Source organism: Streptomyces sp. AK08-02 (assembly GCF_033795085.1).
Classification (GTDB): domain Bacteria; phylum Actinomycetota; class Actinomycetes; order Streptomycetales; family Streptomycetaceae; genus Streptomyces; species Streptomyces echiniscabiei.
On the sequence record NZ_JARAZV010000012.1, the window covers coordinates 106,823 to 132,080 of the forward strand.

22 protein-coding genes are annotated in these 25,258 nt (G+C 71.1%); 19 read left to right on the forward strand and 3 right to left on the reverse strand.

Translation table 11 applies throughout. From position 1 onward, the window contains the following. The first annotated feature begins 91 nt into the window (after positions 1 to 91). The 4 genes from PV734_RS25220 to PV734_RS25235 are packed head-to-tail and all read left to right on the forward strand — an operon-like array spanning position 92 to position 4,274. Positions 92 to 520 (forward strand): cobalamin-dependent protein, encoded by a 429-nt coding sequence (locus PV734_RS25220; protein WP_319292020.1) that lies wholly within the window; start codon positions 92 to 94, stop codon positions 518 to 520. Continuing rightward, positions 517 to 1,929 (forward strand): methylaspartate mutase, encoded by a 1,413-nt coding sequence (locus tag PV734_RS25225; RefSeq protein ID WP_319095018.1) that lies wholly within the window; start codon positions 517 to 519, stop codon positions 1,927 to 1,929. Before PV734_RS25220 ends, PV734_RS25225 begins: the two co-directional genes overlap by 4 nt. 54 nt (positions 1,930 to 1,983) lie before the next feature. Next, the gene (locus tag PV734_RS25230; RefSeq protein WP_319292023.1) at positions 1,984 to 2,946 is read left to right on the forward strand and encodes a quinone oxidoreductase; all 963 of its coding nucleotides are present in this window, start codon (positions 1,984 to 1,986) and stop codon (positions 2,944 to 2,946) included. 56 nt (positions 2,947 to 3,002) lie between these two features. Then, positions 3,003 to 4,274 carry an ATP-grasp domain-containing protein gene (locus tag PV734_RS25235; protein ID WP_319095020.1) on the forward strand — a complete coding sequence of 424 codons (1,272 nt, stop codon included), beginning with the start codon at positions 3,003 to 3,005 and terminating at the stop codon, positions 4,272 to 4,274. Positions 4,275 to 4,286: 12 nt separating this feature from the next. Here the strand turns inward: PV734_RS25235 and PV734_RS25240 are convergent, their stop codons facing one another. Further along, complete coding sequence (locus PV734_RS25240; protein ID WP_319095021.1) at positions 4,287 to 4,610, reverse strand: DUF427 domain-containing protein; 324 nt, start codon at positions 4,608 to 4,610, stop codon at positions 4,287 to 4,289. Positions 4,611 to 4,726: 116 nt separating this feature from the next. Here PV734_RS25240 and PV734_RS25245 point away from each other — a divergent pair, with 116 nt between their 5' ends. The 8 genes from PV734_RS25245 to gatB all read left to right on the forward strand — a co-directional run bounded on the left by PV734_RS25245 (position 4,727) and on the right by gatB (position 15,030). Continuing rightward, on the forward strand, positions 4,727 to 5,425 hold the full coding sequence (locus tag PV734_RS25245; RefSeq protein WP_319095022.1) for an SDR family oxidoreductase: 699 nt from the start codon (positions 4,727 to 4,729) through the stop codon (positions 5,423 to 5,425). A 41-nt stretch (positions 5,426 to 5,466) separates the two neighbouring features. Then, positions 5,467 to 6,468 (forward strand): methionine synthase, encoded by a 1,002-nt coding sequence (locus PV734_RS25250; RefSeq protein ID WP_319095024.1) that lies wholly within the window; start codon positions 5,467 to 5,469, stop codon positions 6,466 to 6,468. Between the two features lie 15 nt (positions 6,469 to 6,483). After that, positions 6,484 to 8,679 (forward strand): NAD-dependent DNA ligase LigA, encoded by a 2,196-nt coding sequence (gene ligA, locus PV734_RS25255; RefSeq protein ID WP_319095025.1) that lies wholly within the window; start codon positions 6,484 to 6,486, stop codon positions 8,677 to 8,679. Between the two features lie 220 nt (positions 8,680 to 8,899). Further along, positions 8,900 to 11,263 (forward strand): bifunctional diguanylate cyclase/phosphodiesterase, encoded by a 2,364-nt coding sequence (locus PV734_RS25260; RefSeq protein ID WP_319095026.1) that lies wholly within the window; start codon positions 8,900 to 8,902, stop codon positions 11,261 to 11,263. Positions 11,264 to 11,446: 183 nt separating this feature from the next. Continuing rightward, positions 11,447 to 11,743, forward strand: a complete 297-nt coding sequence (gene gatC, locus PV734_RS25265; RefSeq protein ID WP_003966094.1) for an Asp-tRNA(Asn)/Glu-tRNA(Gln) amidotransferase subunit GatC — start codon at positions 11,447 to 11,449, stop codon at positions 11,741 to 11,743. Between the two features lie 5 nt (positions 11,744 to 11,748). Further along, complete coding sequence (gene gatA, locus PV734_RS25270) at positions 11,749 to 13,254, forward strand: Asp-tRNA(Asn)/Glu-tRNA(Gln) amidotransferase subunit GatA (protein ID WP_319095027.1); 1,506 nt, start codon at positions 11,749 to 11,751, stop codon at positions 13,252 to 13,254. Further along, positions 13,251 to 13,493: a hypothetical protein gene (locus tag PV734_RS25275; protein WP_006378318.1), complete on the forward strand. Its 243-nt coding sequence runs from the start codon at positions 13,251 to 13,253 to the stop codon at positions 13,491 to 13,493. Before gatA ends, PV734_RS25275 begins: the two co-directional genes overlap by 4 nt. Before the next feature lie 16 nt (positions 13,494 to 13,509). Further along, positions 13,510 to 15,030 carry an Asp-tRNA(Asn)/Glu-tRNA(Gln) amidotransferase subunit GatB gene (gatB, locus tag PV734_RS25280; RefSeq protein ID WP_319095028.1) on the forward strand — a complete coding sequence of 507 codons (1,521 nt, stop codon included), beginning with the start codon at positions 13,510 to 13,512 and terminating at the stop codon, positions 15,028 to 15,030. Positions 15,031 to 15,102: 72 nt separating this feature from the next. Here gatB and PV734_RS25285 read toward each other — a convergent pair whose 3' ends face one another. Further along, positions 15,103 to 15,930 carry an SAM-dependent methyltransferase gene (locus PV734_RS25285; protein ID WP_319095029.1) on the reverse strand — a complete coding sequence of 276 codons (828 nt, stop codon included), beginning with the start codon at positions 15,928 to 15,930 and terminating at the stop codon, positions 15,103 to 15,105. A 193-nt stretch (positions 15,931 to 16,123) separates the two neighbouring features. Here PV734_RS25285 and PV734_RS25290 point away from each other — a divergent pair, with 193 nt between their 5' ends. The 7 genes from PV734_RS25290 to PV734_RS25320 all read left to right on the forward strand — a co-directional run bounded on the left by PV734_RS25290 (position 16,124) and on the right by PV734_RS25320 (position 24,035). Then, a complete protein-coding gene (locus tag PV734_RS25290; protein WP_319292026.1) occupies positions 16,124 to 16,435 on the forward strand; it encodes a hypothetical protein in 312 nt (103 codons plus the stop codon). 219 nt (positions 16,436 to 16,654) lie between these two features. Further along, the gene (locus PV734_RS25295; protein WP_319095031.1) at positions 16,655 to 18,940 is read left to right on the forward strand and encodes an MMPL family transporter; all 2,286 of its coding nucleotides are present in this window, start codon (positions 16,655 to 16,657) and stop codon (positions 18,938 to 18,940) included. Beyond that, a complete protein-coding gene (locus tag PV734_RS25300) occupies positions 18,918 to 19,493 on the forward strand; it encodes a GNAT family protein (RefSeq protein WP_319095032.1) in 576 nt (191 codons plus the stop codon). Before PV734_RS25295 ends, PV734_RS25300 begins: the two co-directional genes overlap by 23 nt. A 35-nt stretch (positions 19,494 to 19,528) precedes the next feature. Next, positions 19,529 to 20,146 (forward strand): hypothetical protein, encoded by a 618-nt coding sequence (locus tag PV734_RS25305; RefSeq protein ID WP_319095033.1) that lies wholly within the window; start codon positions 19,529 to 19,531, stop codon positions 20,144 to 20,146. A 221-nt stretch (positions 20,147 to 20,367) separates the two neighbouring features. Beyond that, the gene (locus tag PV734_RS25310; RefSeq protein WP_319095034.1) at positions 20,368 to 20,553 is read left to right on the forward strand and encodes a hypothetical protein; all 186 of its coding nucleotides are present in this window, start codon (positions 20,368 to 20,370) and stop codon (positions 20,551 to 20,553) included. Positions 20,554 to 20,735: 182 nt separating this feature from the next. Continuing rightward, positions 20,736 to 23,777: a helix-turn-helix transcriptional regulator gene (locus tag PV734_RS25315; RefSeq protein WP_319095235.1), complete on the forward strand. Its 3,042-nt coding sequence runs from the start codon at positions 20,736 to 20,738 to the stop codon at positions 23,775 to 23,777. 45 nt (positions 23,778 to 23,822) lie between these two features. Further along, positions 23,823 to 24,035 carry a DUF6191 domain-containing protein gene (locus PV734_RS25320; RefSeq protein ID WP_319095035.1) on the forward strand — a complete coding sequence of 71 codons (213 nt, stop codon included), beginning with the start codon at positions 23,823 to 23,825 and terminating at the stop codon, positions 24,033 to 24,035. Here the strand turns inward: PV734_RS25320 and PV734_RS25325 are convergent. Beyond that, complete coding sequence (locus PV734_RS25325; protein WP_319292030.1) at positions 24,023 to 25,189, reverse strand: PQQ-dependent sugar dehydrogenase; 1,167 nt, start codon at positions 25,187 to 25,189, stop codon at positions 24,023 to 24,025. The two genes, PV734_RS25320 and PV734_RS25325, sit on opposite strands and share 13 nt — an antisense overlap. Between the last annotated feature and the right edge of the window lie 69 nt (positions 25,190 to 25,258).

Below are 25,258 nucleotides of genomic sequence, written 5' to 3' on the forward strand. Positions count from 1 at the left end.
TCGTAGATCCCGGGGGCTCACCATGCGACAGAACGCAGATACAGAAAAAGAAACAGAAAAAGAAATAGAAGAAGAAACGTCACAGCGGGCAGTGACACGCACCGTCATTCTCGGCGTCGCGGCCAGTGACAGCCATGTCGTGGCCAATCACCTCATCGCCCACGCACTGCGCGCCGAAGGATTCCAGGTCGTCAATCTCGGCGCCTGTACCTCGGTCGCCGAATTCGCCGAAGCGCACGCCGACCACCCCGAGGCCGAGGCGGTGATCATCGGCAGCCTCAACGGTCATGCCCACGCCGACCTCCAGGACCTGCCCGCCGCCCGCGCCGCCGGCCGCCTGGGCTGCCCGGTCATCCTCGGCGGCAACCTCTCCGTCGGCAGCTACAAGGGCGCCGCCGACCACGAGCGGCTGTACGGACTGGGCGTCGACGTCGTCCTGTCCGACCTGGACGAACTGACCACCACCCTGGCCGAGTTGCGGACGCGCGCCACCACGGCGGCCCCGGTCGCCGCCTCATGAGCGACACCGCCCCGCCGCTTCCCGAACTCGCCGAGTCCGTGGCCTACGTACAACAACTGGGGAAACCCACCGTCGCCGAGGTGCTGCGGGACGCCCGGGCGGCGGGGCGCCTCGCACTGCAACCCCGTTGCGGGGTCGGCTCACACGTCCAGATGACGACGCTGCTCCAGGACCTGGAACGGCACGCCCGGCCCGACATCCTCACGCTCACCATCGACTCGTACACCCGGCTGAAGCAGTTCGACAGAGCCCGTGACGTCCTGGACCGCAACCCCGCGGACCTGAACGGGTATCCGCTGGTCGCCCACGGCTGGGTGAGGGGACGTGAGCTCAACGAGGCGGTGGCCGCGCCGCTGGAGATCCGGCACGGGACGCCCGACGCGCGGCTGCTGTTCGAGGTGACGGTGGCGTCCGGCATCACCTCGTTCGAGGGCGGTGGCATCTCGTACAACCTGCCGTACTGCAAGGACGTCCCGCTCGCCGAGTCCCTCGCGGCCTGGCGCGACGTCGACGCCCGGTGCGGCGAACTGGCCCGGCACGGACTGGTGGTGGACCGCGAGACGTTCGGCACCCTGACCGCCGTACTCGTGCCGCCGTCCATCTCCCTGGCGATCAGCGTGCTGGAGGCCGTGGCGGCGGCGCGCGAAGGGGTGCGGTGCATCTCGGTGGCCTATCCGCAGGGCGGCCACTTCGAGCAGGACGTGGCCGCCCTGCGGGCCATCCCCGAACTCGCGGCCCGCTATCTGCCCGACGACCTCGAAGTCCACGCCGTGCTCCACGAGTTCATGGGCGTCTTCCCCAAACAGCGGCCTCACGCCGAGGACCTCATCCTCTACGGCGCCCTCGTCGCCCGCCTCGGAGGCGCGAGCAAGCTGATCAGCAAGACGTACCAGGAGGCGCACGGCATCCCCGACACCCGCGCCAACATCGACGGACTGCTGCTCGCCTCGCGCGCCAACTCCCCGCTCCTGGACTTCATCACGCTCGACGAGGACCGCATCGGCACCGAACTGGACTGGATCCTGCGGGAGGTGGCCGAGATCGTCGAACCGATCCTCTCGACGTCCGACCTCCACAAGGAGATTCCGGCCGCGTTCGAGGAGGGACGGCTCGACATCCCGTTCAGCGCGAGCCGCTCGGCACGCTCGGAGATCATTCCGCGCCGTGCGTCGGACGGTGCCATACGCTACTTCGCCACGGGATCACTGCCGTTCTCCGCCCGCACCCGCGAGCACCACGAGCGCAGCCTCGCCGTGGGCGGGGAGTCCCGGCTCGGCGACATGGTGAAGGGGCTGACGTCGGACATCAACTATTTCCTCGGCATCTTCGGCGAGAGCACGAGTGGCGGCGCGGCAGGGCGGCACCTGGAGCAGAACTCCGCCACGGAGACCCCCGCAGCCCCGAAGTGAGCTGACCCGAGCACATCGAACCGCACGGCACGACCCAGGAGTGGAAAGAGAACCATGCAGTCCATCCGCGTCACCCGGCCCGGCGACCCGTCAGAACTCCGGCTGGAGCAGACCGAGTTGCCGGTCCCCGGCCCTGGTCAGGCACTGGTCCGCAACACCGCGACCGGCGTCAACTACATCGACGTCTACTACCGCGACGGCACCTACCCCGCCGAGCCCCCCTTCACCCCGGGCCAGGAGGCCGCCGGTGTGGTGGAGGCCGTCGGCGCGGGCGTGAGCGGTCTCGCGCCGGGCGCGAGAGTCGCGTACGCCACCCAACTGGGCGCCTACGCCGAGTACACGCTGGTCCCCGAGGACAAGCTGATCCCGGTACCCGACGGTGTGGAGCTGGCCGACGCCGCCGCCGTGACGCTCCAGGGCCTCGCCGCGCACTACCTCACCCATGAGACGCACCCCGTCGCCAAGGGCGAGACGGTGGTCGTCCTGGCGGCGGCGGGCGGCCTCGGCCGGCTTCTGGTCCAACTGGCCGCGGCCCGCGGGGCCACCGTCGTCGGTGTCGCCTCCACCCCCGAGAAGGAGGAGGTCGCCCGCCGGGCAGGCGCGCACCACACCTTCGGCTACGAGCAGTTCGACGCCCGGGTACGGGAAGTGACGGACGGTCAGGGCGCGCAGGTGGTCTACGACTCGGTCGGCGCCACGACCCACCTCACCAGTCTGCGCAGCCTCGGTCGCCGGGGCACGCTCGCCCTCTGCGGTCTGTCCAGCGGGCCCGTGCCGCCGCTGGACATCGAACTCCTGCGTGGCGGGGGCTCGTTGTTCCTGACCCGCCCCACGATGCGGGACTACGTGTACGACGCCCGGACGCTGCGCGCGGCCGGCGGCGCCGTCTTCGAACACCTGGCGTCCGGAGTGCTGAAGCCGCTGGTCCACGCGGCCCTTCCGCTCGCGGACGCGGCCGAGGCGCACCGACTGCTGGAAGGCCGCGCCACGACGGGCAAGCTCCTGCTGACGTCCTGACCCGCACGCCCGAACACCCCACCACCGCAAGCAACTTCACCACTCCGGGAGCACACATGGCCGAGGCGAGCAGCCCTCACCTTCTCTTCGTCGGCGGCGCGGGAGACGCCACGCTCGCCGTGGACGTCGTCGAGACGGCACTGCGGCAGGCCCGCGCGCGCGGTCTGAACATCCACCTCACCAACCAGGAAGCCACCCTGGCCGCCACCCCGACCGTCAACGCCCTCGCCGACACGGTCTCGGCGGTCGACTTCTCGGTACGCGGCGAGAGCGCCGAGTGGGTACGCGAACGCACCTCGTCCGGGGAGCGCTACGACGTCGTCTTCGGCGTACGCGAGATGGCGCAGGAGGCGGTGGCCGAGGTCGCCGACGCGCTCGGCCTGCCGGGCAACGCGCCGGACGCCGTACACCGGGTCCGTACGAAGGACGAGGCGCGCGCCCACCTCACCGCCGCCGGATTCCGCCAGCCCCGCTTCCGGGTCTGCGCGACGGAGCCGGAGGCGCGCGAGTTCCTGGCCGGCTCCACGGGCCCCTGGGTGGTCAAGCCGCGCGACGCCATGGGCAGTGAGGGCGTGACCCGGATCGACACCGCCGAGGAACTCCCGGCGGCCCTCGACTTCCTGCCGCGCGGGCACGGCGGGGACGGCGACCCGGGCGAAGTGTCCTTCATCGTCGAGGAGTTCGTGGAAGGGCCCGAGTACAGCGCGGAGGGCGTCTTCCTCGGCGGCGCCCCCCATATCCTCGCGCTCACCTCGAAGGAGCTGCTGCCGCCGCCCAACTTCTTCGAGATCGAGTACGTCATCCCGGCGATCCTGCCCGACCCGACCGCCGCCGAGATCGAACGGCAGGTCGTCGCCGCCCTGACGGCGCTGGGCCTCAGCTTCGGCCAGTTCCATGTCGAGCTGTGGTGGACCGAGCACGGCGTGGTCCTGGGCGAGGTCCATGTGCGCAACGCCGGCGGCTGGATCCACCGCATGCTGCCCCACGTCATCCCGGGCCTGGAGTGGTTCGGCCTCGTCTACGACGACGTCCTGGGCAACCCGGTCGACAAGGCCGCGCTGAAGCCCGTACGAGGATCGGCGATCCGCTTCCTGACGCCGCCGCCGGGCCGCCTGCTGGCGATCGAGGGCTGGGACGAGGTGCTGGCCCACCCCGCCGTCCTCCACGCGGAACTCGCCATCGCCCCGGGAACCGTCGTCGAGGCGCACCGGTCGGTCGAGAACCGCGTCGGCCACATCGCGGTCGGCGCGGACACTCCCGAGGAGGCGCAGGCGCTGGCCAGGAAGCTGGAGCAGCGGGTGCGGTTCGTGACGGAACCGGTGGAGTAGGGGCTGGGAGTCCTACAGGGTCTCCACCTCGTAGAAGCAGAGGTGGTCCTTTATCCGGGCCACCTCGTCCTTCGGCTCGGGGTAGCCCCAGACCAGGTCGGCGGCGTCCGGGAGGGACCAGTAGGACGCCGTGCCCTTGAAGGGGCAGTACGTGTGGGTGTCGGAGGGCGTCAGCAGATCGAGGCGGACGTCCTCGGCGGGAAAGTAGTAGCGCGGGGGACAGCCGGTCTCGCGCAGCACGAGGGCCCGCCCGCTCTCGGCGAGCACCTGGTCGCCGTGGACGACCCGTACGCGGTCGTCGGTCTGCTCGATCGTGATCGTGTGTCCTTGAGGCATACCTGAAAAGCGTTCGGGCGGCCGGGGTTGTTCCCACCCGGGGAGAGCGGGGAGAGCGGGGAGAGCGGGGAGCGGAGGCTGGCGCGGGCTCGGGCTCGGGCTCGGGTGATGCGAGCATGGCGGGTATGGCTACTCATGTGATCACCGGGGCGGGTTCGGGTATCGGCGCGGCGGTCGCGCGCAGGCTGCACGCGCGCGGGGACGACCTCGTGCTGCACGCGCGTGACGCGGGGCGGGCGAAGGAACTGGCGGCGGAGTTTCCGGGCGCGCGGACGCTGGTGGGTGACCTGGCCGACCCGGAGCGCCTCTCCTGGGCGTTCTCCCACCAGTCGCTGCCGGACCGGGTGGACTCCCTGTTGCACATCGCGGGCGTGGTCGACCTCGGCCCGGTCGGTGACCTGACCCCCAGGACCTGGCGCCACCAGCTCAACGTCAACCTGCTCGCCCCCGCCGAACTGACCCGGCACCTGCTGCCCCAACTCCGCGTCTCCCAGGGGCAGGTGATCTTCGTCAACTCCGGCGCGGGTCTGAGCGCGGGTGCCAACTGGTCGGCGTACGCGGCGTCGAAGCACGGCCTGAAGGCCCTCGCGGACTCGTTGCGCCAGGAGGAACACGGGGCCGGGGTGCGGGTGACGACGGTGTATCCGGGCCGTACGGCCAGCCCGATGCAGGCGAAGGTGCACCAGCAGGAGGGCAAGGAGTACGACCCGTCGAAGTGGATCGACCCGGAGTCGGTGGCGACGACGATCCTGCTGGCCCTGGATCTGCCCCGGGACGCCGAGATCAACGATCTGACGGTACGCCCGGGCAGATGACGCCGGACGGGTCGGTACCGCCCGGCCATAGGCTTCCCCCTGTGAACGCGAACCCCACCTTCGGCCCCGCCACCGGCATCGGCTCCCTCCCCGGCGGTGACGCCCGGGAGGCCGTCAAGGCGGCCACCGGATCCTTCGAGGACTTCCCCTTCCTGCCCGAACTGCCCGCCCGCGGCCCCGGCGCCGACATGATCGGCCGCACCGCCGGACTGCTGGTCGAGATGTACGCGCGCGTGGAGCCCAGCGGCTGGCGCCTCGGTGACCACCCGGGCCGGGACACCAAGCGGGCCCGCTCCTGGATCGGCGAGGACCTCGACGCACTGGAGGAGTTCACACAGGGGTACGAGGGGCAGCTGAAGGTGCAGGTCGTGGGCCCCTGGACGCTGGCCGCCGCCATCGAACTCAGGAACGGCGAACTCGCCCTCTCCGACCCCGGCGCCTGCCGCGACCTCGCCGGTTCCCTCGCCGAGGGCGTCCGCCTCCACCTCGACGAACTGCGCCGCCGTATCCCCGGCGCCCAACTCGTCCTGCAGCTCGACGAACCGTCCCTCGTCCCCGTACTGCGCGGCCAGGTGCGGACGGCCAGCGGCTACCGCACCCACCGCGCCGCCGACCGCCAGCTCGCCGAGGCGACCCTCCGGGAGGTCATCGGTGTGCACGGTGACGGGCCCGTCGTCGTCCACTCCTGCGCGCCGGACGTCCCGTTCGCCCTGCTCCGCCGGGCCGGCGCCGCCGCCGTCTCCTTCGACTTCTCGCTCCTCACCGAGCGTGATGACGACGCGATCGGCGAGGCGGTGGAGGGCGGTCTGCGGCTGTTCGCCGGTGTCGTGCCGGGCACGGACGGCCCGTTGTCGGACCCTGCCGGTAGCGTCAGTGGTGTCAGAACGCTGTGGCGCAGGTTGGGGCTGCATCCGGGACTTCTCGCGGAGGCGGTCACGGTCACTCCGTCATGCGGACTCGCGGGCGCTTCCCCGCGGTACGCATGGGCGGCGCTCGCCCACTGCGTCGAGGCGGCGAGATCACTCGCGGACAACCCAGAGTAACGGGAGGACAACACGGTGGCCGGCGAACAGCACGCACAGACCACATCGGTGCCCGCCGAGGCGCGCGACAGGCACGCCCAGATCGCCGAGCGCGTCGAGGAGCACCGCTTCCGGTACTACGTGAACGACGCTCCCGTCGTCAGCGACGCGGAGTTCGACAAGCTGCTGCGCTCCCTGGAGGCGCTGGAGGAGGAGTATCCGGAGCTGCGCACGCCCGACTCCCCGACCCAGAAGGTCTCGGGGGCGTACGAGACGGAGTTCACCTCCGTGCAGCACCGCTCGCGCATGCTCTCCCTCGACAACGCCTTCGACGACCTGGAACTGGCGGCGTGGGCGGAGCGCGTCCACAAGGACGTCGGTGCCTCCGAGTACCACTTCCTGTGCGAGCTGAAGGTCGACGGCCTCGCCGTCAACCTGACGTACGAGCACGGGCGGCTCACCCGCGCGGCGACCCGCGGCGACGGCCGCACCGGCGAGGACATCACGCCGAACGTGCGGACGATCGCCGAGATCCCGGACCGGCTGACGGGCGAGCGCGTCCCCGACCTGGTGGAGATCCGCGGCGAGGTCTACTTCCCGATGGAGAAGTTCGAGGAGCTCAACGCCCGTCTGGTGGAGGGCGGCGACAAGCCGTTCGCCAACCCGCGCAACGCGGCGGCCGGTTCGCTCCGCCAGAAGGACCCGCGTGTCACCGCGACGCGCCCGCTGCACATGGTGGTCCACGGCATCGGTGCCCTGGAGGGCTACGACCCGCTCACCCGCCTCTCCGAGGCGTACACCCTCCTGCACGGGTGGGGCCTGCCGACCACGCGGTACGCGAAGCAGGTCGACGACCTCGACGGCGTACGGGAGTTCATCGCGTACTACGGCGAGAACCGGCACTCCGTGGAGCACGAGATCGACGGCGTCGTCGTCAAGCTCGACGAGATCCCGCTGCAGGGCCGCCTCGGCTCGACCTCCCGTGCCCCGCGCTGGGCGATCGCGTGGAAGTACGCGCCCGAGGAGGTCAACACCAAGCTCATCAACATCCGCGTGGGCGTGGGCCGTACGGGCAGGGTCACGCCGTACGCGCAGGTCGAGCCGGTGACGGTGGCCGGTTCGGAGGTCGAGTTCGCCACCCTGCACAACCAGGACGTCGTCAAGGCCAAGGGCGTCCTCATCGGCGACACCGTGGTGCTGCGCAAGGCCGGTGACGTCATCCCGGAGATCCTCGGCCCGGTCGCCGACCTGCGCGACGGCACGGAGAAGCCCTTCGAGATGCCCGCTGAGTGCCCCGAGTGCGGTACGCCGCTGCGGCCCATGAAGGAGGCCGACGTCGACCTCCGCTGCCCCAACGGGCAGAGCTGCCCGGCCCAGTTGAGGGAGCGGCTTTTCTATCTCGGCGGGCGCAAGTGCCTGGACATCGAGAACTTCGGCTATGTGGCCGCCGCCGCGCTCACCAAGCCGCTGGAGCCCTCCGAGCCGCCGCTCGTCGACGAGGGCGACCTCTTCGACCTCACCATCGAGCGGCTGCTGCCCATCAAGGCGTACGTCCTGGATCAGGACAGCGGGCTGCCCAAGCGGGACCCGAAGACCGGCGAGGAGAAGATCGTCACGGTCTTCGCCAACCAGGAGGGCGAGCCCCGGAAGAACGCGGTGTCGATGCTCGCCAACATCGCCGCCGCCAAGGACCGTCCACTGGCCAGGATCATCACCGGTCTGTCGATCCGGCACGTGGGCCCGGTCGCCGCCGAGGCGCTGGCCCGTGAATTCCGCTCGATCGAGCGGATCGAGCAGGCCTCCGAGGAGGAGCTGGCCACCACGGACGGGGTGGGCCCGATCATCGCGGCCTCGCTCAAGGAGTGGTTCGCGGTCGACTGGCACCAGGAGATCCTGCGCAAGTGGCGGGCCGCCGGGGTCCGTATGGAGGAGGAGGGCTCCGGCGAGGACGAGGGGCCGCGCCCGCTCGAAGGCCTCACCGTCGTCGTGACCGGCACCCTTGAACACCACACCCGGGACGGCGCGAAGGAGGCGCTGCAGAGCCGTGGAGCAAAGGTGACCGGTTCTGTTTCGAAGAAGACGTCATTCGTGGTTGTGGGTGACAATCCTGGTTCGAAGTTCGACAAGGCAATGCAGTTGAAGGTGCCTGTTCTGAACGAGGACGGCTTTGCCGTACTGCTCGAACAGGGGCCCGAGGCAGCGGCCGAAGCGGCCCTCCCGAACGAGGAGTAGGGGTTGAAGACCACCCGATCGGCGCATACCAGATGCATACGGGTGCCGGTGTCGCATTCGGGCAACCGTCGACGACCGCTGCCCGTGGAGGCGTTCAGCGGCCTACTGTTGAGGTATGCGCCTGCCGTGCCCGGAACGCGGTTTCGGACGCGGTGCCGTTGACGGTTGACGGACATCGGACCGCGTGGCGTGGGCACTGCCGGCTGTGAGAGGGACGGGAATGGAACCGACCGATAGCGCCGCCCCTCCCTCAAGGCTGCGCGGAGGCCGGATATCCGGCGCCTGGCGCCGAGGGTCAGCCCTTCTCACCGGCCGCCCCGAGCCCGGCCGGGAACCAGGCCGGGCCCGCCGGACGGCACGCTTCCTGGAGCGGGCGGGCGTCGGCGTCGGGAGAAGCGGACCGGCGACCAGGATCGAAGGCACAGGCAGTACCGGCACAGGCGGTACCGGCACCGGACAGCGCATCGTCGCCGACAGCAGGGTGTCGACCCCCCTGTCGGCCCATCTCACCGCCGAGGAACGCGTCGCCCACCTGCACGCCCACGACCCCGCACGCCAGCTGTCCTGGCCCGCGCTGCCCGCGGCGGTCGTCGCGGCGGCCGGGTTCGTCCTCGGCGCCGGCTTCTACCGCGGCTTCACCGGCCACAGCGCGCTCTTCCCGTCCGGCACCGCGGGCTGGGCCCTCGCGGTCCTCACCGGGGTCATCGTCGGCCACCTGGTCGCCCTCGGCCGCGCCCGCTGGTGGGGCGGCACCGGCTCCGGCGCCGCCCTCACCCTCGCCGTACTCCTGCTGTACGGCTGGATCCCGGCCGGCATGGTCAGCCTCACCGTCGTCGTCCTGGTCGGCGCGGCCCGGCGCCACCGCTGGCGGCAGGGCCTCCTGCACGGCGCGGTGGACATCCTCGGCATCGGTGCCGGCGCGCTGGTGCTGGCCGCGTTCGGCAGGGTCCCGTCCGTCGAGACACCGTGGGACCCGCAGACCTGGAGCGTCTACACGGCGCCCGAGGTGCTGCTGATCGCGGTCACCTACCTCGCGGTCACCCGCACCCTGCTCTGGTATCTGCACACCCCGCGCGGCGGACTGCCCACCGCCGCCCGCTCCGCCCTGGTCAGACAGGGCCTGGTCGCGATAGCGCTGCTCGCCATCGCGCCGCTGATCTGCGTCATCGCCGTCGCCCTGCCGATCCTGCTACCGCTGTTCGCCATCCCCCTCATCGCCCTCGACTCCACGCTGTGGATAGCCCGGGCGCGGGCCGAGGAACAACTGCGCGACCCGCTGACCGGACTGCCCAACAGACAGTGGCTCCTGGAACGGACCTGGACGGCCCTCGACGATGCCGAACGCATCGACGCACGGGCCGCGTTGATGCTCATAGACCTCGACCGCTTCCGGTCCGTCAACGACACGCTGGGACACCTCGCCGGTGACCGCCTCCTCCTCCAGATAGCCGACCGGCTGCGCCTCGCACTGCCGCGAGGAGCGGAAGCCGCCCGGCTCGGCGGCGACGAGTTCGCCGTTTTACTGCCGGTCGTCGACTCCACGACGTCGGCCACCCGCGTCGCCCGCAACCTGGTCACCGTGCTGGGTTCCCCGCTCGACCTCGACGGACTCACCCTCGTCCTGGAGGCCAGCGCGGGCCTCGCCGTCTTCCCCGACCACGCCCTCGACGCCGAGGGCCTGCTGCGGCGCGCCGACGTCGCGATGTACCAGGCGAAGCGGGACCGCACGGGCGTCGAGGTCTACGAGATCAAGCGGGACTCGAACACCCCGGACCGGCTGGGCCTGCTCGGCGACCTGCGGCGCGCGCTCGACGCGCACGAGGTCGAACTGCACTACCAGCCCAAGGTGCGTTTCGACGGGCAGGTCGCCGGCCTGGAAGCGCTGGTGCGGTGGGTGCACCCGGAACGCGGGAAGGTACCGCCGGACGAGTTCATAGCCATCGCCGAGTCGTCCGGGCTGATGCCCCATCTCACGGAGTACGTGCTGGAGACGGCGCTCGAACAGGTCGCCAAGTGGCGCTCCCAGGGGCTGTTCGTCCCGGTCGCCGTCAACGTGTCCCCGCGAGACGTCCACACCCCCGGCTTCGCCGGTTCCGTCGCCGCGCGGCTGGCCCGGCACGGGGTCCCGCCCGGGGCGCTCCAGCTGGAGATAACGGAACACGTGCTCCTGGAGGACCCGCAGAAGGCCGCGGACACGCTGGCCGCGCTGACCGCGCACGGCGTGAAGATGTCGCTGGACGACTTCGGGACGGGGTACTCGTCGCTGGTGCATCTGCGGCGGCTGCCGGTGAGCGAGCTGAAGATCGACCGGTCGTTCGTGGCACGGCTGGCGGTGGACACGGAGGACTCGGAGATCGTGCGGTGCACGGTGGATCTCGCGCACTCGCTGGGGCTGCTCGTCGTCGCCGAGGGCGTGGAGGACGACGAGACGTGGGAGCGGCTGCGGGACATGGGATGTGACGCGGTGCAGGGGTGGCTCGTCGCCGCCGCGATGCCTCCCGAGGAGGCCACGGCGTGGTTGCTGGCGCGGGGGACTCGTGGGTGGCAGCGTCCTCGGGCGGCCCTGCCCGCCGCGGACTCCTGAGGGAGATCTCCCACCCGCACACCGCCCGTTTACCGCCCGTCAAGAGGCTGACCTCGCCCGTGGGGGGCTCTCGCCGTCGGTGGCCTCAGGTGCGGTGAAGCAAACCCGTGCGCGGGTCGGCTTCCCCGCCCCCTAGGATTGGGGCCAAAACCCACACCGCAACTCACCCCAGAGGATCGCTGCATGCCTGGCATCACGCGCGAGGAGGTCGCCCACCTCGCACGGCTGGCGCGTCTGGAGCTGAAGGGCGAAGAGCTCGACCACTTCGCAGGCCAGCTCGACGACATCATCGGCGCGGTCGCCCGCGTCAGCGAGGTCGCCGACCAAGACGTACCGCCGACCTCGCACCCGCTGCCGCTGACGAACGTCATGCGCGCGGACGAGGTCCGTCCGTCGCTCACCCCCGCGCAGGCGCTCTCCGGCGCCCCCGCCCAGGAGCAGCAGCGTTTCAAGGTGCCGCAGATCCTGGGGGAGGACTAATCACCATGACGGACATCAACGTCAACATCATCCGGCTCACCGCCGCCGAGACCGCCGCGAAGATCGCTTCCGGCGAGCTCACCGCCGTCCAGGTCACCGAGGCCCACCTGGCCCGGATCGAGGCCGTCGACGAGAAGGTGCACGCCTTCCTGCACGTCGACCGGGAGGGCGCCCTCGCCCAGGCCCGTGCCGTCGACGCCAAGCGCGAACGCGGGGAGACGCTCGGCCCGCTGGCCGGCGTACCCCTCGCGCTCAAGGACATCTTCACCACCGAGGGGATTCCGACCACGGTCGGGTCCAAGATGCTCGAAGGGTGGATCCCGCCCTACGACGCGACCGTCACCAAGCGGCTGAAGGCCGCCGACGTGGTCATCCTCGGCAAGACCAACATGGACGAGTTCGCCATGGGGTCCAGCACCGAGAACAGCGCGTACGGGCCGACCGGCAACCCCTGGGACCTCTCGCGTATCCCCGGTGGCTCGGGTGGCGGTTCCTCCGCCGCGCTCGCCTCCTTCCAGGCGCCGCTGGCCATCGGTACGGACACCGGCGGTTCCATCCGCCAGCCCGCCTCCGTGACCGGCACGGTCGGCGTCAAGCCGACGTACGGGGCCGTCTCGCGGTACGGCATGGTCGCCTTCTCGTCCTCCCTCGACCAGGGCGGGCCCTGCGCCCGTACGGTCCTGGACGCGGCCCTCCTCCACGAGGTCATCGCCGGGCACGACCCGCTCGACTCCACCTCGATCGACGCACCGGTCCCGCCGGTCGTCGAGGCCGCCCGCAACGGCAGCGTCGAGGGCATGCGCGTCGGTGTCGTCAAGCAGTTCCGCGGTGAGGGCTACCAGGCCGGTGTCATCCAGCGCTTCGACGAGTCGGTCGCCCTCCTCAAGGAGCTGGGCGCCGAGATCGTCGAGCTGGACTGTCCGTCCTTCGACCTGGCGCTGTCCGCGTACTACCTGATCGCGCCGAGCGAGTGTTCGAGCAACCTCGCCCGCTTCGACGGCCTGCGCTACGGCCTCCGCACGGGCGACGACGGCACGCACTCCGCCGAGGAGGTCACCTCGCTGACCCGCGCGGAGGGCTTCGGGCCCGAGGTCAAGCGCCGCATCATGCTCGGCACGTACGCGCTCAGCTCCGGCTACTACGACGCGTACTACGGCAGCGCGCAGAAGGTCCGTACGCTCATCACCCGCGACTTCGAGAAGGCGTTCGAGTCGGTGGACGTGATCGTCTCCCCGACGACGCCCACCACCGCCTTCCCGATCGGCGAGCGCGCCGACGACCCGATGGCGATGTACCTCGCGGACCTCTGCACCATCCCGACCAACCTGGCCGGCAACTCGGCCATGTCCCTGCCCTGCGGCCTCGCGCCGGAGGACGGGCTGCCGGTCGGGCTCCAGATCATCGCCCCGGCGCTGAAGGACGACCGTCTCTACAAGGTCGGAGCCGCTGTCGAGGCCGCCTTCGTGGAAAAGTGGGGGCACCCGCTGCTTGAGGAGGCACCGTCGCTGTGAGCAAAGCTCTTTCGAAGGCCAAGGGCTTCAAGAAGTCCAAGTCCGGCACGTACCTGTCCATCGCGACCACCGCGTTCGGTGCCGTGAGCGTCGCCAAGCAGGCCAAGAAGGCCCGCTCGGAGAGCGACACGCTGCGCCTCATCGACGCGGCCGTGTCCGCCGCCGCCATCGTCACCGGCCTCGCCATCCTCTACCGCGAGCTGAAGCGGCTGGGCGACGACGACGTCCTGCTGGGCTGAGAGGGAAGTTTTCACCGTGACCACCACGACCGACATCGAACTGGTGTCGTACGAGGACGCGTTGGCGTCGTACGACCCTGTCATGGGCCTCGAAGTCCATGTCGAACTCGGCACCAGGACCAAGATGTTCTGTGGCTGTTCGACCGAGCTGGGCGCCGAGCCCAACTCGCAGACCTGCCCCACCTGCCTCGGCATGCCCGGCGCGCTTCCGGTCGTCAACGCGATCGGCATCGAGTCCGCCATCAGGATCGGTCTCGCGCTGCACTGCGAGATCGCCGAGTGGTGCCGCTTCGCCCGGAAGAACTACTTCTATCCGGACATGCCGAAGAACTTCCAGACCTCCCAGTACGACGAGCCGATCGCCTTCAACGGCTACCTCGACGTCCAGCTGGAGGACGGCGAGACCTTCCGGGTGGAGATCGAACGCGCCCACATGGAGGAGGACACCGGCAAGTCGCTGCACGTCGGCGGCGCGACGGGCCGTATCCACGGCGCCTCGCACTCGCTCCTCGACTACAACCGTGCCGGCATCCCCCTGATCGAGATCGTCACCAAGCCGATCGAGGGCGCCGGCGAGCGTGCCCCCGAGGTCGCCAAGGCGTACGTCGCCGAGCTGCGCGAACTCATCAAGGCGCTCGGTGTCTCGGAAGCCCGCATGGAGCAGGGGCAGATGCGCTGCGACGTGAACCTGTCGCTGCGTCCGCACGGCCGCGAGAAGTTCGGCACCCGGAGCGAGACGAAGAACGTCAACTCGCTGCGCTCCGTGGAGCGTGCCGCCCGTTTCGAGATCCAGCGGCACGCCGCCGTGCTGAACGCGGGCGGGACGATCATCCAGGAGACCCGGCACTTCCACGAGGACACCGGGTCGACGACCTCGGGCCGAGTGAAGGAGGAGGCCGAGGACTACCGGTACTTCCCCGAGCCGGACCTGGTCCCGGTGGCCCCCTCCCGCGAGTGGGTCGAGGAGATCCGCGCCGGGCTGCCCGAACTGCCGCTGGCCCGCCGCAACCGGCTGCTCGCCGAGTGGGGCGTCACGGCGACCGACATGCAGTCGATGCTCAACGCCGGTGCCATCGACCTGATCGTCGCCACCATCGGGGCCGGCGCCGACGCCGCCTCCGCCCGCAAGTGGTGGATGGGCGAACTCGCGCGCAGCGCCAACGAGTCGGGCACCCCGCTCGACGCGCTGGCCATCACGCCCGAGCAGGTCGCCCGGCTCACCGCCCTGGTCACCGCCGGCGACCTGAACGACAAGCTGGCCCGTCAGGTCATCGAGGGCGTCCTCGCGGGCGAGGGCTCTCCGGACGAGGTCGTCGAGAAGCGCGGTCTGAAGGTCGTCTCCGACGACGGCGCGCTCAACACGGCCGTCCAGGACGCCATCGCCGGCAACCCCGGCATCGCCGACAAGATCCGCGGCGGCAAGGTGGCCGCGGTCGGCGCCCTGGTCGGCGCGGTCATGAAGGCGACCCGCGGTCAGGCCGACGCGGCCCGCGTCAAGGAACTGATCCTGGAGCAGCTCGGCGTCAGCGAGGGCTGAGTTCCGCAGGGTTCCACAGGCCACAGGGGCGCATCGGGTTTCCGATGCGCCCCTGTGGCGTTCACCGAGTGATCACGTACGGCGTCCCACGACCCGTACGAAGCCCAGGGACCGGCCCTGGTCGGCGTGCATCAGCTCGACCTGGTCGCGGGCCATGCCCGCCATGAACTCCTCGGTGCTCTCCTCGGCGCACACCTCGCTCCACAGCAGCCAGTCCCGCCAGCCGTCCGTCAGCCAGTCGGCGGTCTCCACCGTCACGGCCCCGCTGCGCGTCCACTGACGCCGCCACCAGTCGGCGGAGTGGAACGCCCAGAACTGCGGGTCCCAGAACGGCTTCAGATGCTCCGGCGGCTCCACGCCGTCCGGCTCCTCGCGCAGCGCAGGCACGACGACACCGATCCGCCCGCCCGGCTTCAGCAGCCGGGTGAGGCTCGGCAGATAGAGGTCGTTCGTGCCGAAGTACTGGTACGCGTCGATGCTCACGATCGCGTCGAACGACTCGTCGCCGAAAGGCAGTTGATGCGCCTCGGCGTACACGGGCAGCACCCGGTCCGTGACGCCCGCCTCGGCGACGCGGCGCGCGTTCTTGGCGGGCTCGATCCACAGGTCGGCGGCGGTGACCTGCAGGTCGTACTCCCTGGCGAGGAAGACCGACGTCATGGCCTTGCCGCAGCCGAGGTCGAGCACCCGGGCGCCGGGCGGAAGGGTGTCGAGGCCCAGTGCGGGGGCCAGCCACTCCAACAGCCACAGGGCGTTCGGGCCCATCTGGTTGTCGATGTTCCAGCGGGCGTCGTACCGGCTGCTGCGCGGATAGCCGGGGTGCGTCAGACGGCCGGCGAGATGGTCGTCCGAGGATTTACTCGATGACTTGTTCGAGGTCTTGGAGGTGATGTCGGACATCGGTGAACGGGCTCCCTGGGTTCTGCGGTGAGGAAGAACGGAATACGTCGGAGCTCGGTCGGACCTTCAAACAACGCACCTGCTCGGAGAGGCGGCGAAAAGCCGGGTACGGACAGTCGACGGCCGGACGCTAGCAGTGGGCATCCGTCGGCCGCATCCGAATTCTCAGCAGGGCGGGGTACGCTCCCGCGCCATGGACGAGAAGGACGCGACCGACGTGAACGAGGGGGACGGGGAGGGCGAGGAGGAGTACGAGGACGCGGCTCTGGACGCGCGGCGCGCCCGCTGGACGGCGACCGGGACCGGGGCCCTGCTGGCTCTCGTGGGGCTCGCTGCCTCGACGCTCCGGCTCACCGCGCCCGCCCTCGTACCCGGCGCCTACGCCTTCGGCGCCGCCGTCTGTGCGCTCGCGTCGGTACTGGGGGCGCGAGGGCGTACCCGGCGGGCCCTCTGGCTGCTGATCGTCGGTGTGATGGTGATGGCGCTCGGCGACCAGTTCGACTGAACTCCGCAGCCGTCTTTCCCGAGGTGACAGAGTTCATGTGATTGTCCTGTGATGTGACTCGCAGTCTTGTGAGTAAGGGCACTAACGGCTCAAACGATCACTGACGCCTGTAACAGTGGTTCGGCATCGCCCTTGTGTTTTTCGTTTCTTTGCGGGCCGTTCTGTTCATTCACGACTGCTCCCGGTCAAAGATCCACATGTCATCCAGGGAGCACGTCTGTGGCAGCCCTCGCACGCTGGTGTGTCAGGCACCGCCTCGTCGTCGTACTGATCTGGCTCGCCGCCTTCGCCGGCGTCACCGCCACCGCCGCTGTCATGGGCTCGGCGTACTCGAACGACTACGAGGCCCCCGGCACCGAGTCCGGTCGCGCCACCCAGCTCCTGGAGGAGGGTTTCCCCGGGCTCGGCGGTGACACCGACACCGTCGTCTGGCGCACGGGGTCCGGCACGGTCCGCGCCGCCGACGTCGAGCAGACGATGACCCGCACCCTGGACCGGATAGCGGACCTGCCCGGCGTGGCCTCCGTCGTCAGCCCCTACGAGGGCGGCGGCAGCGGGCGGATCAGCGGCGACGGGCGTACGGCGTACGCCACCGTCACCTTCGACAGGTCTGCCGAGGACATCGGCGAGGGCGAGGCCCGGGCCGTCGTCGACACGGCCGAGGCGGCGCGGGCCGACGGGCTCCAGGTGGAGCTGGGCGGCAGCGCCATCGCACTCACCGAGTCGTCCGGCGGGCACCTCGCCGAGACCGTCGGGGTGATCGTCGCCGCCGTCGTGCTGTTCCTCGCCTTCGGCTCGCTCGCCGCCTCCCTGCTGCCCATCGCCACCGCCCTGGTGAGCGTCGGTACGGCGTACGCCGGGATCGTGCTCCTCGGGCACGCGATGACCGTCGCCGACTTCGCACCCATGCTCGGCATGCTCGTCGGGCTCGGGGTGGGCATCGACTACGCCCTGTTCATCGTCACCAGACACCGGCGAGGCCTGAAGCGCGGTCGGCCGGTCACCGAGGCCGCCGTCAACGCCGTCACGACCACCGGACGAGCCGTCGTCTTCGCGGGTGCGACCGTTTGCATCGCCCTGCTGGGGATGCTGATCCTGCGCCTCGGCTTCCTCAACGGGGTCGCCGTCGCGGCCTCCCTGACGGTGGTCCTGACCGTCGCCGCCTCCGTGACCCTGCTGCCCGCCCTGCTGTCGTTCATCGGGCCGCGCGCCCTCAGCAGGCGCGAGCGGCGCAGGCTGGCCGAGCACGGGCCCGAGCCGGAGCTGCCCACCGGGTTCGCCGCCCGCTGGTCCGCGTTCGTCGAGCGCCACCCCAAGGCGCTCGGCGCCGCCGCCGTGGTCGTCATCGCACTGCTCGCCCTGCCCACCCTCTCGCTTCACCTCGGCACCTCCGACCAGGGCAACAACCCGAAGGCGACGACCACACGCCAGGCCTACGACCTTCTCGCCGACGGTTTCGGCCCCGGCGTCAACGGCCCGCTCACCCTCGTCACGCCCGTGTCCGACGCCGAGGACAAGCTCGTCCTCGGCAACCTCGCCGCGACCCTCAGGACCACCGAGGGCGTCGCGTCGTCCTCCCCGGTCACCTACAGCGCGGACGGCTCCACCGGATACCTCACCGTCGTACCGGAGTCCTCCCCGCAGTCCGCGCGGACCAGCGACCTGGTGGAACGGCTGCGCGAAGAGGTGCTCCCGCGCGCGGAGACCGGCACCGCGCTCGACCTGCAGGTCGGCGGGGTCACGGCGAGCTATGACGACTTCGCGGATGTGATCGTCGGCAAGCTTCCGCTGTTCGTCGGCGTCGTGATCGGCCTGGGCTGTCTGCTGCTCCTGCTCGCCTTCCGGTCGATCGGCATCCCGCTCAAGGCCGCCGTGATGAACGTCGCCGCCGTCGCCTCCGCGTTCGGTGTCGTCGTCGCGATCTTCCAGTGGGGCTGGGGGAGCGAACTGCTGGGCCTCGGCAGCGCCGGCCCGATCGAGCCCTTCCTGCCGGTCATCATGGTCTCGGTCCTCTTCGGGCTCTCCATGGACTACCAGGTCTTCCTGGTCAGCCGGATGTACGAGGAGTGGCTGGAGACCGGCGACAACCGGCGTGCCGTACGGGTCGGCCTCGCCGAGACCAGCCGCGTGATCAACTCGGCGGCGGTCATCATGATCTCCGTCTTCCTCGCGTTCGTCCTGAGCGGCGACCGAGTGATCGCCATGTTCGGCATCGCGCTGGCCGCCGCCGTCGCCCTCGACGCCTTCGTGCTGCGTACGCTCCTGGTGCCCGCGCTGATGCATCTGCTCGGCGGCGCCAACTGGTGGCTGCCCCGCTGGCTGGACCGGCGCCTGCCGCGCATCAGCATCGAGCCGCCCGAGTGCCGGAGCACCGCCGCTCGAATCCCGGGCGCCGGATCCGCCGCCCGTGCGAGCATTCCGGACGTACTCGACGCACTCGACGTGGACGTCATGGACGTACTGGTGAAGGAGCGACCGCAGGATGTACGCGATATCCCTGGGTGACGACGGCGCGGAACTTCGGCCCCTGGAGCCCTGGCACGCCGAGGAGTTCCTCGCGCACCTCGACCGGGGGCGGGACTTCATCACCCGGCACATTCCCTTCGGCATGAAGTCCACGGACCTCGACTCCGCGCGGGAGCAACTCCAGCGCTACGCCGACCAGCGCGCCGCCGACACCGGGTCGCTGCACGGGATCTGGCTGGACGGGAAGCTCGTCGGCGGGGTGCTGTTCCTCAACTTCCACGCGGAGCTGGGCAACTGCGAGGTCGGCTGCTGGCTGGAACCGGCGGGCACCGGACGCGGACTGATCACGCGCGCGATGCGTGTCCTGATCGACTGGGCGATTGACGTACGCGGCATGCACCGTGTGGAGTGGCACGCGTCGTCCGTCAACGAAGCGAGCATCAACGTGGCGCGACGGCTGGGCATGAGCCGTGAGGCCCTGCTGCGGGAGAACTACCCGCACCGGGGGGTCCGCGCGGACACCGAGATCTGGTCGGTACTCGCGCCCGAGTGGCGTGCCGCACGCGCGCGTGCCGCGCACAGGGATCATTAAGGAACTTCTCAGACGACATCCGTACGGTGCGGGGCATGGGAACCAAGACAGCAGACGAGACCGGCGCCGAGACCGGTACCGAGGCGAAGAGCGACGACGTGAAGAGCGGTAACGAGACGGTGGACATCACCAAGGACGAGCAGCCCACCGAGGCCGTGGCCGACACCGAGGTCGAGGTCCTGGGCGACGCCGACGAGTACGAGGGCGACGACCTCGACGGCCTGGACGACGCGGAGATCGCCGCCGAGCGGGCGGAGTCCTCCGGCGTGGGCCAGGGCGCCGCCGCCGTCGTGTCCGCCGTCCTCGGCTTCGTCTCGCTCACCGGCAGCTGGCTGGGCACGGTGGCCGGGGCCCGCGAGACGCTCGTCGGCCAGCTGGGGACCGCGTCGTCGGCGAGCGTCGCCACCCAGATCAAGGAGGTCTACGGCGACGCCTGGCAGACCACCGCGCTGTGGGGCGGCATCTTCGCCCTCGCCGCGCTGCTCGTCGGTGTCGCGGCCCTCGCCCGGCCCGCGTTCGGCACCCCGGGCAGGCCGCAGGCCGCCTGGATCAGGTCGGTCTCCTGGGCGGGCGTCGCCCTCGGCGTCCTCGGGCTGCTCATCGCGGTCCTGAAGTACACCGACGTACTGCTGGGCCTGCCCTCCGCGACCTGACCCGGAGGCGGAATCACCGCAGTTCATGAGGGGCCTTAGGCCGGTCGTAAGCACCTTACGGCCCGTCTGAGGCCCTTCCTCTGTTCCTAAGGCCCCCACCCCCTCGGAAGATGCGGAACTCTCCCGATGTGGCGGACCCCCCTGGGAGACGAAGGTTGAGACATCGCAGAGAGCGAAGACCAACCGATCTCGTCGGAGATCAGAGTCCCGAGGGGCATCACATGTTCGAGCACGAAATCCAGCTGACCCGTTCCGCCCAGCTGCGCCGCGAGGCCGCTGACGAGCGCCTTGCCCGGGAAGCGGTCCGCGCCGCCCGTGCCGCCCGCCGCGAGGCAGCCGGCCGTGCCGCCGAGGGCGAGGTGCATCCCGACGACACGCGCCGCCACTGGTTCACCCGGGCCGCGTGAACACCGCGGGACGGGCGGACGGCTCTCCCAAGGCGTCGCTCCTCCCCGCGCACGCCGCGGCCGTCCGCCCGACGACCCGCAACGGGCCGGTCGCCGCTTCGGTGACCGGCCCGTCCGGTACGTCGCCCCTCGTTCCGTTCATCGGCTCGATAACCAGTCCCGCGATGTCAGAGCCCTGTGCGATGCTCTGGCCCGTGGAGAACAGGTCCGTCTGTCCGGTGTTCGTCGGTCGTACCGATGAGTTGGGGGTGCTGCACGACGCGCTCGCCCGCGCCGCCTCCGGTGAGCCGCAGGCGCTGCTGCTCGGCGGGGAGGCCGGAGTCGGAAAGACGCGGCTGGTCGAGGAGTTCGCCGACGCGGCCACCGGCCGGGGTGCCGTCGTCGCCCTCGGCGGCTGCGTCGAGATCGGCGCCGACGGGCTGCCCTTCGCGCCCTTCTCCACCGCCCTGCGCGCCCTACGACGTGCCCTGCCCGAGGAGTTGGCCGCCGCCGCTGCCGGGCAGGAGGAGGAACTGGCCCGACTGCTGCCGGAGTTGGGCGAGACCGGCGCCGGACGGCACGACGAGGAGGGCATGGCACGCCTCTTCGAGCTCACCGCCCGCCTCCTGGAACGCGTGGCCGCCGACCGCACGGTCGTCGTCGCCCTGGAGGACCTGCACTGGGCCGACGCCTCCACCCGCCACCTCCTCGCGTACCTCTTCCGCACCCTGCGCACCGGCCGCCTCGTCGTCCTCGCCACCTACCGCGCGGACGACGTCCACCGCCGCCACCCGCTGCGCCCCCTGCTCGCCGAACTGGACCGGCTGCGCACCGTCCGCCGGATCGAACTGAGCCGTTTCAACCGCGCCGAGGTGGGCCGCCAGATCGCCGGCATCCTCGCCGCCGAACCCGAACCGGCACAGGTCGACGAGATCTTCGGCCGCTCCGACGGCAACGCCTTCTTCGTCGAGGAACTCGCCGTCGCCGCCCACGAGGGCTGCCGCACCCGGCTCACGGACACCCTGCGCGACCTCCTCCTCGTCCGCGTCGAAAGCCTGCCCGAGAGCGCCCAGCGGGTCGCCCGGTTCGTCGCCGAAGGCGGCTCCACCGTCGAGTACCGGCTGCTGGCCGCCGTCGCCGGACTCGCCGAGGACGACCTCATCGAGGCACTGCGCGCGGCCGTCGGCGCCAACCTCCTGCTCGCCACCACGGCCGGTGACGGCTACCGCTTCCGCCACTCCCTGGTCCGCGAGGCCGTCGGCGACGACCTGCTCCCCGGCGAACGCTCCCGCCTCAACCGCCGCTACGCGGAGGCCCTGGAGGCCGACCCGACGCTCGTTCCCGCCGACGAACGCGTCATGCGCCTGGCCAGCTACTGGTACCACGCCCACGACCCGGCCAAGGCCCTGCCCGCCGTCCTGGACGCCTCGGTCACCGCCCGCCGCCGGTACGCCTACTCCGAGCAACTACGGCTCCTGGAAAGGGCGATGGAGCTCTGGGACGCGGCCCCGGAAGACGTACGGGACACCCTCCGCCCCGTCGACTACACCGAGGTGTACCCACCCTGCGGCTGCGACCCCGCCACCACCCCCCTGCACTACCTCGACCTGATGGCCGAGGCCGCCGTCGCGGGCCGGCTGTGCGGGGAACGCGAACGCGCGCTGAAGATCATCAAGCGTGCGCTGCACCTCCTGGAGGACGACGGCGACCCCCTGCGCGCCGCCTGGTTCTGGTGCCAGCGCTCCCGCCTGGTCCAGGCCCAGTCCCGCGGCGACGGCTGGAAGGAGTTGGGCACCGCGCAGGAACTCGTACGCGGCCTGCCGCCCTCCGAGGTCCATGCCGAGGTCCTCGCCAACGCTGCCGCCTGGTCGATGCTGCACTGCCCCGGCCCCGAGGCCCTCGCCGCCGCCGAACAGGCGGTCGAGTACGCCCGGATGGTGGGCGCCGCCGAGACCGAGCTGCACGCCCGCCTCACCCACGGCGGCCTGCTGGTCGACGCGGGGGACACGGAGGCCGGGTTCGCGGAGATGCGCGCGGTCAAGGAGAGATCGGTCGCGGAGAACATCTTCTTCGTCGCCGGACGCGCCTACACCAACCTCCCCCACGGACTCGAAGCGGTCGGCCGCTCCCGGGACTCCGTCCCCATCCTGGAGGAGGGTCTCGCCTACACCCGTAGGTTCGGGCTGCTGGACTCCGAGGCCTGGGTGTGGGGCAACCTCTCCGAGTCGCTGTACTCGCTCGGCCGCTGGGACACCGCCGCCGACGCCGCGATCAACGCCCTCCGGCGCGGCCACAGTGCCAAACCGCAGGGTGCCGGCGCCATCTGCCTGTCCCGGCTCGCCCTGGGCCGCGGCGACCTGCCCGAGGCCGCGCGCCAACTGGCCACCGCCCACGAGCACTTCGGCACCCACGACCCCATGCCCCAGCACGAGCTGCTGCTCGCCCTCGTCACCATCGGTGTCGCCGCCGCCGAGGGCCGCTTCTCCGACGTCCGCACCGTACTGAGCCAGGCCCTGGACACCGGCTTCCCGCCCGGCACCCATCGCTACGGCTGGCCGCTGCTGCTGGCCGCCGCCACCGCCGAGGCCGACGCCCGCGCCCTGCCCGCCGCCGCACCGGGCCGCCCCGAGACCCTCGCCCGCATCCTCGACACCGCCAAGAAACTCACCACCGGCGCCCCCGTCTGGCTCGCCCACGAGCAGTGGGTCCGCGCCGAACTCCAGCGCGCCGACGGCACGGCCACCCCCGACACCTGGTCCCGGCTCGTCACCGCCTTCGAGGCACTGGACCGCCCCTACGACCTGGCCCGAGTCCGCCACCGCCTCGCCGAGGCACTGCTGACGGACGGCGCCGAGCCCGACGACCGGGACCGGGCGACCGAACTGCTCCGGCTGTCCGCCACCGTCGCCGACCACCTGGGCGCCCGCCCCCTCGCCGACGCCGTCGCCCACCTCTCCCGGCGCGCCCGTCTCACCCCGCCCGGCACCCCGCCCGGGCCCGAGGCGGACCCGGCCGAGTCCCTGGGCCTCACCGGCCGTGAACGGGACGTCCTGCGTCTGGTCTCCGCCGGCCGCACCAACCGGCAGATCGCCGAGGAACTCTTCATCTCCCCGAAGACGGCGAGCGTCCACGTCTCCAACATCCTGGCCAAGCTGGGCGTCTCCGGGCGCGGTGAGGCGGCGGCGGTGGCCCACCGGCTCGGGCTGTACCCGCCGGAGGCGGTCCCGGCCCGGACCGCCGGGTGAGGCCTGGAGTTACGCTGCAGGGGACCCAGGACCGTGGGAGGCCCCGTGTTCAACATGTTCGAGGAACTCTTCGCCCCGGGACGCAAACACACCCGCGACGAGCAGAACCGCCTGGAGCTGACCCGCGAGGACGTCGGTGACGGCGATCCCGGACACGGGCCGATAGACCTCACGTCCGGGAAGGTCGTCATACGTCCGCACGAGCATCCGCGGGTGCCGGGCGAGCCGGATGAGCCCGACCCTCCTCAGGCCACCTGAAGCTCCAGAATCCGGTCGTCCCCGGCCCCCGGCGACCCCCGCCCGTCCGTCTCGCTCGTCACCAGCCACAGCTTGTCGCCGCCCGCCGACACGACCGTACGGAGCCTTCCGTACTCGCCCTTCAGGAACGCCTGCGGGTCGGCCGCGGTCTCCGTGCCCTTCAGCGGGACCCGCCACAGGCGTTGGCCCTTGAGCCCCGCCATCCACACCGAGCCCTCGGCGTAGGCGATGCCGCTCGGAGACGCGTCGTCCGTGTGCCAGGTGGCGACGGGGTTGTGGAACGCGCCGTCGTCGCTGTCGCCCTCCGCCTCCGGCCAGCCGTAGTTGTCGCCCGGCTTGATCTGGTTCAGCTCGTCCCAGGTGTCCTGGCCGAACTCCGAGGCGAACAGACGCTGCTTCGCGTCCCAGGCGAGGCCCTGCACGTTGCGGTGCCCGTACGAGTACACGGGGGAGTCGGGGAAGGGGTTGCCCGGGGCCGGTTCGCCCTCCGGGGTCAGGCGCAGGATCTTGCCGCCCAGCGACGACTTGTCCTGCGCGAGGCCCGTGTCGCCGCTCTCGCCCGTGCCCGCGTACAGCATCCTGTCCGGGCCGAAGGCGATCCGGCCGCCGTTGTGGATATAGCCCTTCGGGATGCCGCGGAAGATCGTGTTCGGGGCGCCCAACTGCTCGCCCGCCGGCTTCTCCTCCTCGTACAGCATGCGTGCGACGCGGTTGTCCGACTCAGTCGTGAAGTACGCGTAGACCATGTGGTCCGACGCGAAGGACGGGGACAGCGCGAGGCCCAGCAGCCCGCCCTCGCCGGCCGCGGAGACGCCGGGCACCTCGCCCAGCTCCGTCTTCCTGCCGGTCTCCGTGTCCACCCGCGTGATCGTGCCCTCGTCACGGGAGGAGACCAGCAGATCGCCGTCCGGCAGCGGGGCCAGACCCCACGGGGACTTCAGGCCCTCGGTGACCGTGCGCACCACCTTCACCGAGCCCTTGGCCGGTGGGGCCTCCTCGGTGGCCCGCGCGGAGGGGGAGGACCCCGGACTCCTGCGCTCCGGCGCCGCGCTGTCCGAGCCACCGCCCCCTGCCTCGTCGGAGGAGCAGCCGGCCGCGAGCAGAAGCGTGGCCGCGGCCAGTACGGCCGTCACAGCTCTACGTTGCACGATCATGGTCCCTTCGACGCGACGGGTTCTCCTTGTCATACACCGCTCGCGCTCCACGAGTTCCCGATCCTGGAA

Coding starts and splice junctions, on each gene's coding strand:
- PV734_RS25225 (WP_319095018.1), top strand. CDS start 517: ATGAGCGACACCGCCCCGCCGCTTCCCGAACTCGCCGAGTCCGTGGCC.
- PV734_RS25230 (WP_319292023.1), top strand. CDS start 1,984: ATGCAGTCCATCCGCGTCACCCGGCCCGGCGACCCGTCAGAACTCCGG.
- PV734_RS25235 (WP_319095020.1), top strand. CDS start 3,003: ATGGCCGAGGCGAGCAGCCCTCACCTTCTCTTCGTCGGCGGCGCGGGA.
- PV734_RS25240 (WP_319095021.1), bottom strand. CDS start 4,610: ATGCCTCAAGGACACACGATCACGATCGAGCAGACCGACGACCGCGTA.
- PV734_RS25245 (WP_319095022.1), top strand. CDS start 4,727: ATGGCGGGTATGGCTACTCATGTGATCACCGGGGCGGGTTCGGGTATC.
- PV734_RS25260 (WP_319095026.1), top strand. CDS start 8,900: ATGGAACCGACCGATAGCGCCGCCCCTCCCTCAAGGCTGCGCGGAGGC.
- gatC (WP_003966094.1), top strand. CDS start 11,447: ATGCCTGGCATCACGCGCGAGGAGGTCGCCCACCTCGCACGGCTGGCG.
- gatA (WP_319095027.1), top strand. CDS start 11,749: ATGACGGACATCAACGTCAACATCATCCGGCTCACCGCCGCCGAGACC.
- PV734_RS25285 (WP_319095029.1), bottom strand. CDS start 15,930: ATGTCCGACATCACCTCCAAGACCTCGAACAAGTCATCGAGTAAATCC.
- PV734_RS25290 (WP_319292026.1), top strand. CDS start 16,124: ATGGACGAGAAGGACGCGACCGACGTGAACGAGGGGGACGGGGAGGGC.
- PV734_RS25300 (WP_319095032.1), top strand. CDS start 18,918: ATGTACGCGATATCCCTGGGTGACGACGGCGCGGAACTTCGGCCCCTG.
- PV734_RS25305 (WP_319095033.1), top strand. CDS start 19,529: ATGGGAACCAAGACAGCAGACGAGACCGGCGCCGAGACCGGTACCGAG.
- PV734_RS25310 (WP_319095034.1), top strand. CDS start 20,368: ATGTTCGAGCACGAAATCCAGCTGACCCGTTCCGCCCAGCTGCGCCGC.
- PV734_RS25315 (WP_319095235.1), top strand. CDS start 20,736: ATGCTCTGGCCCGTGGAGAACAGGTCCGTCTGTCCGGTGTTCGTCGGT.
- PV734_RS25325 (WP_319292030.1), bottom strand. CDS start 25,189: ATGATCGTGCAACGTAGAGCTGTGACGGCCGTACTGGCCGCGGCCACG.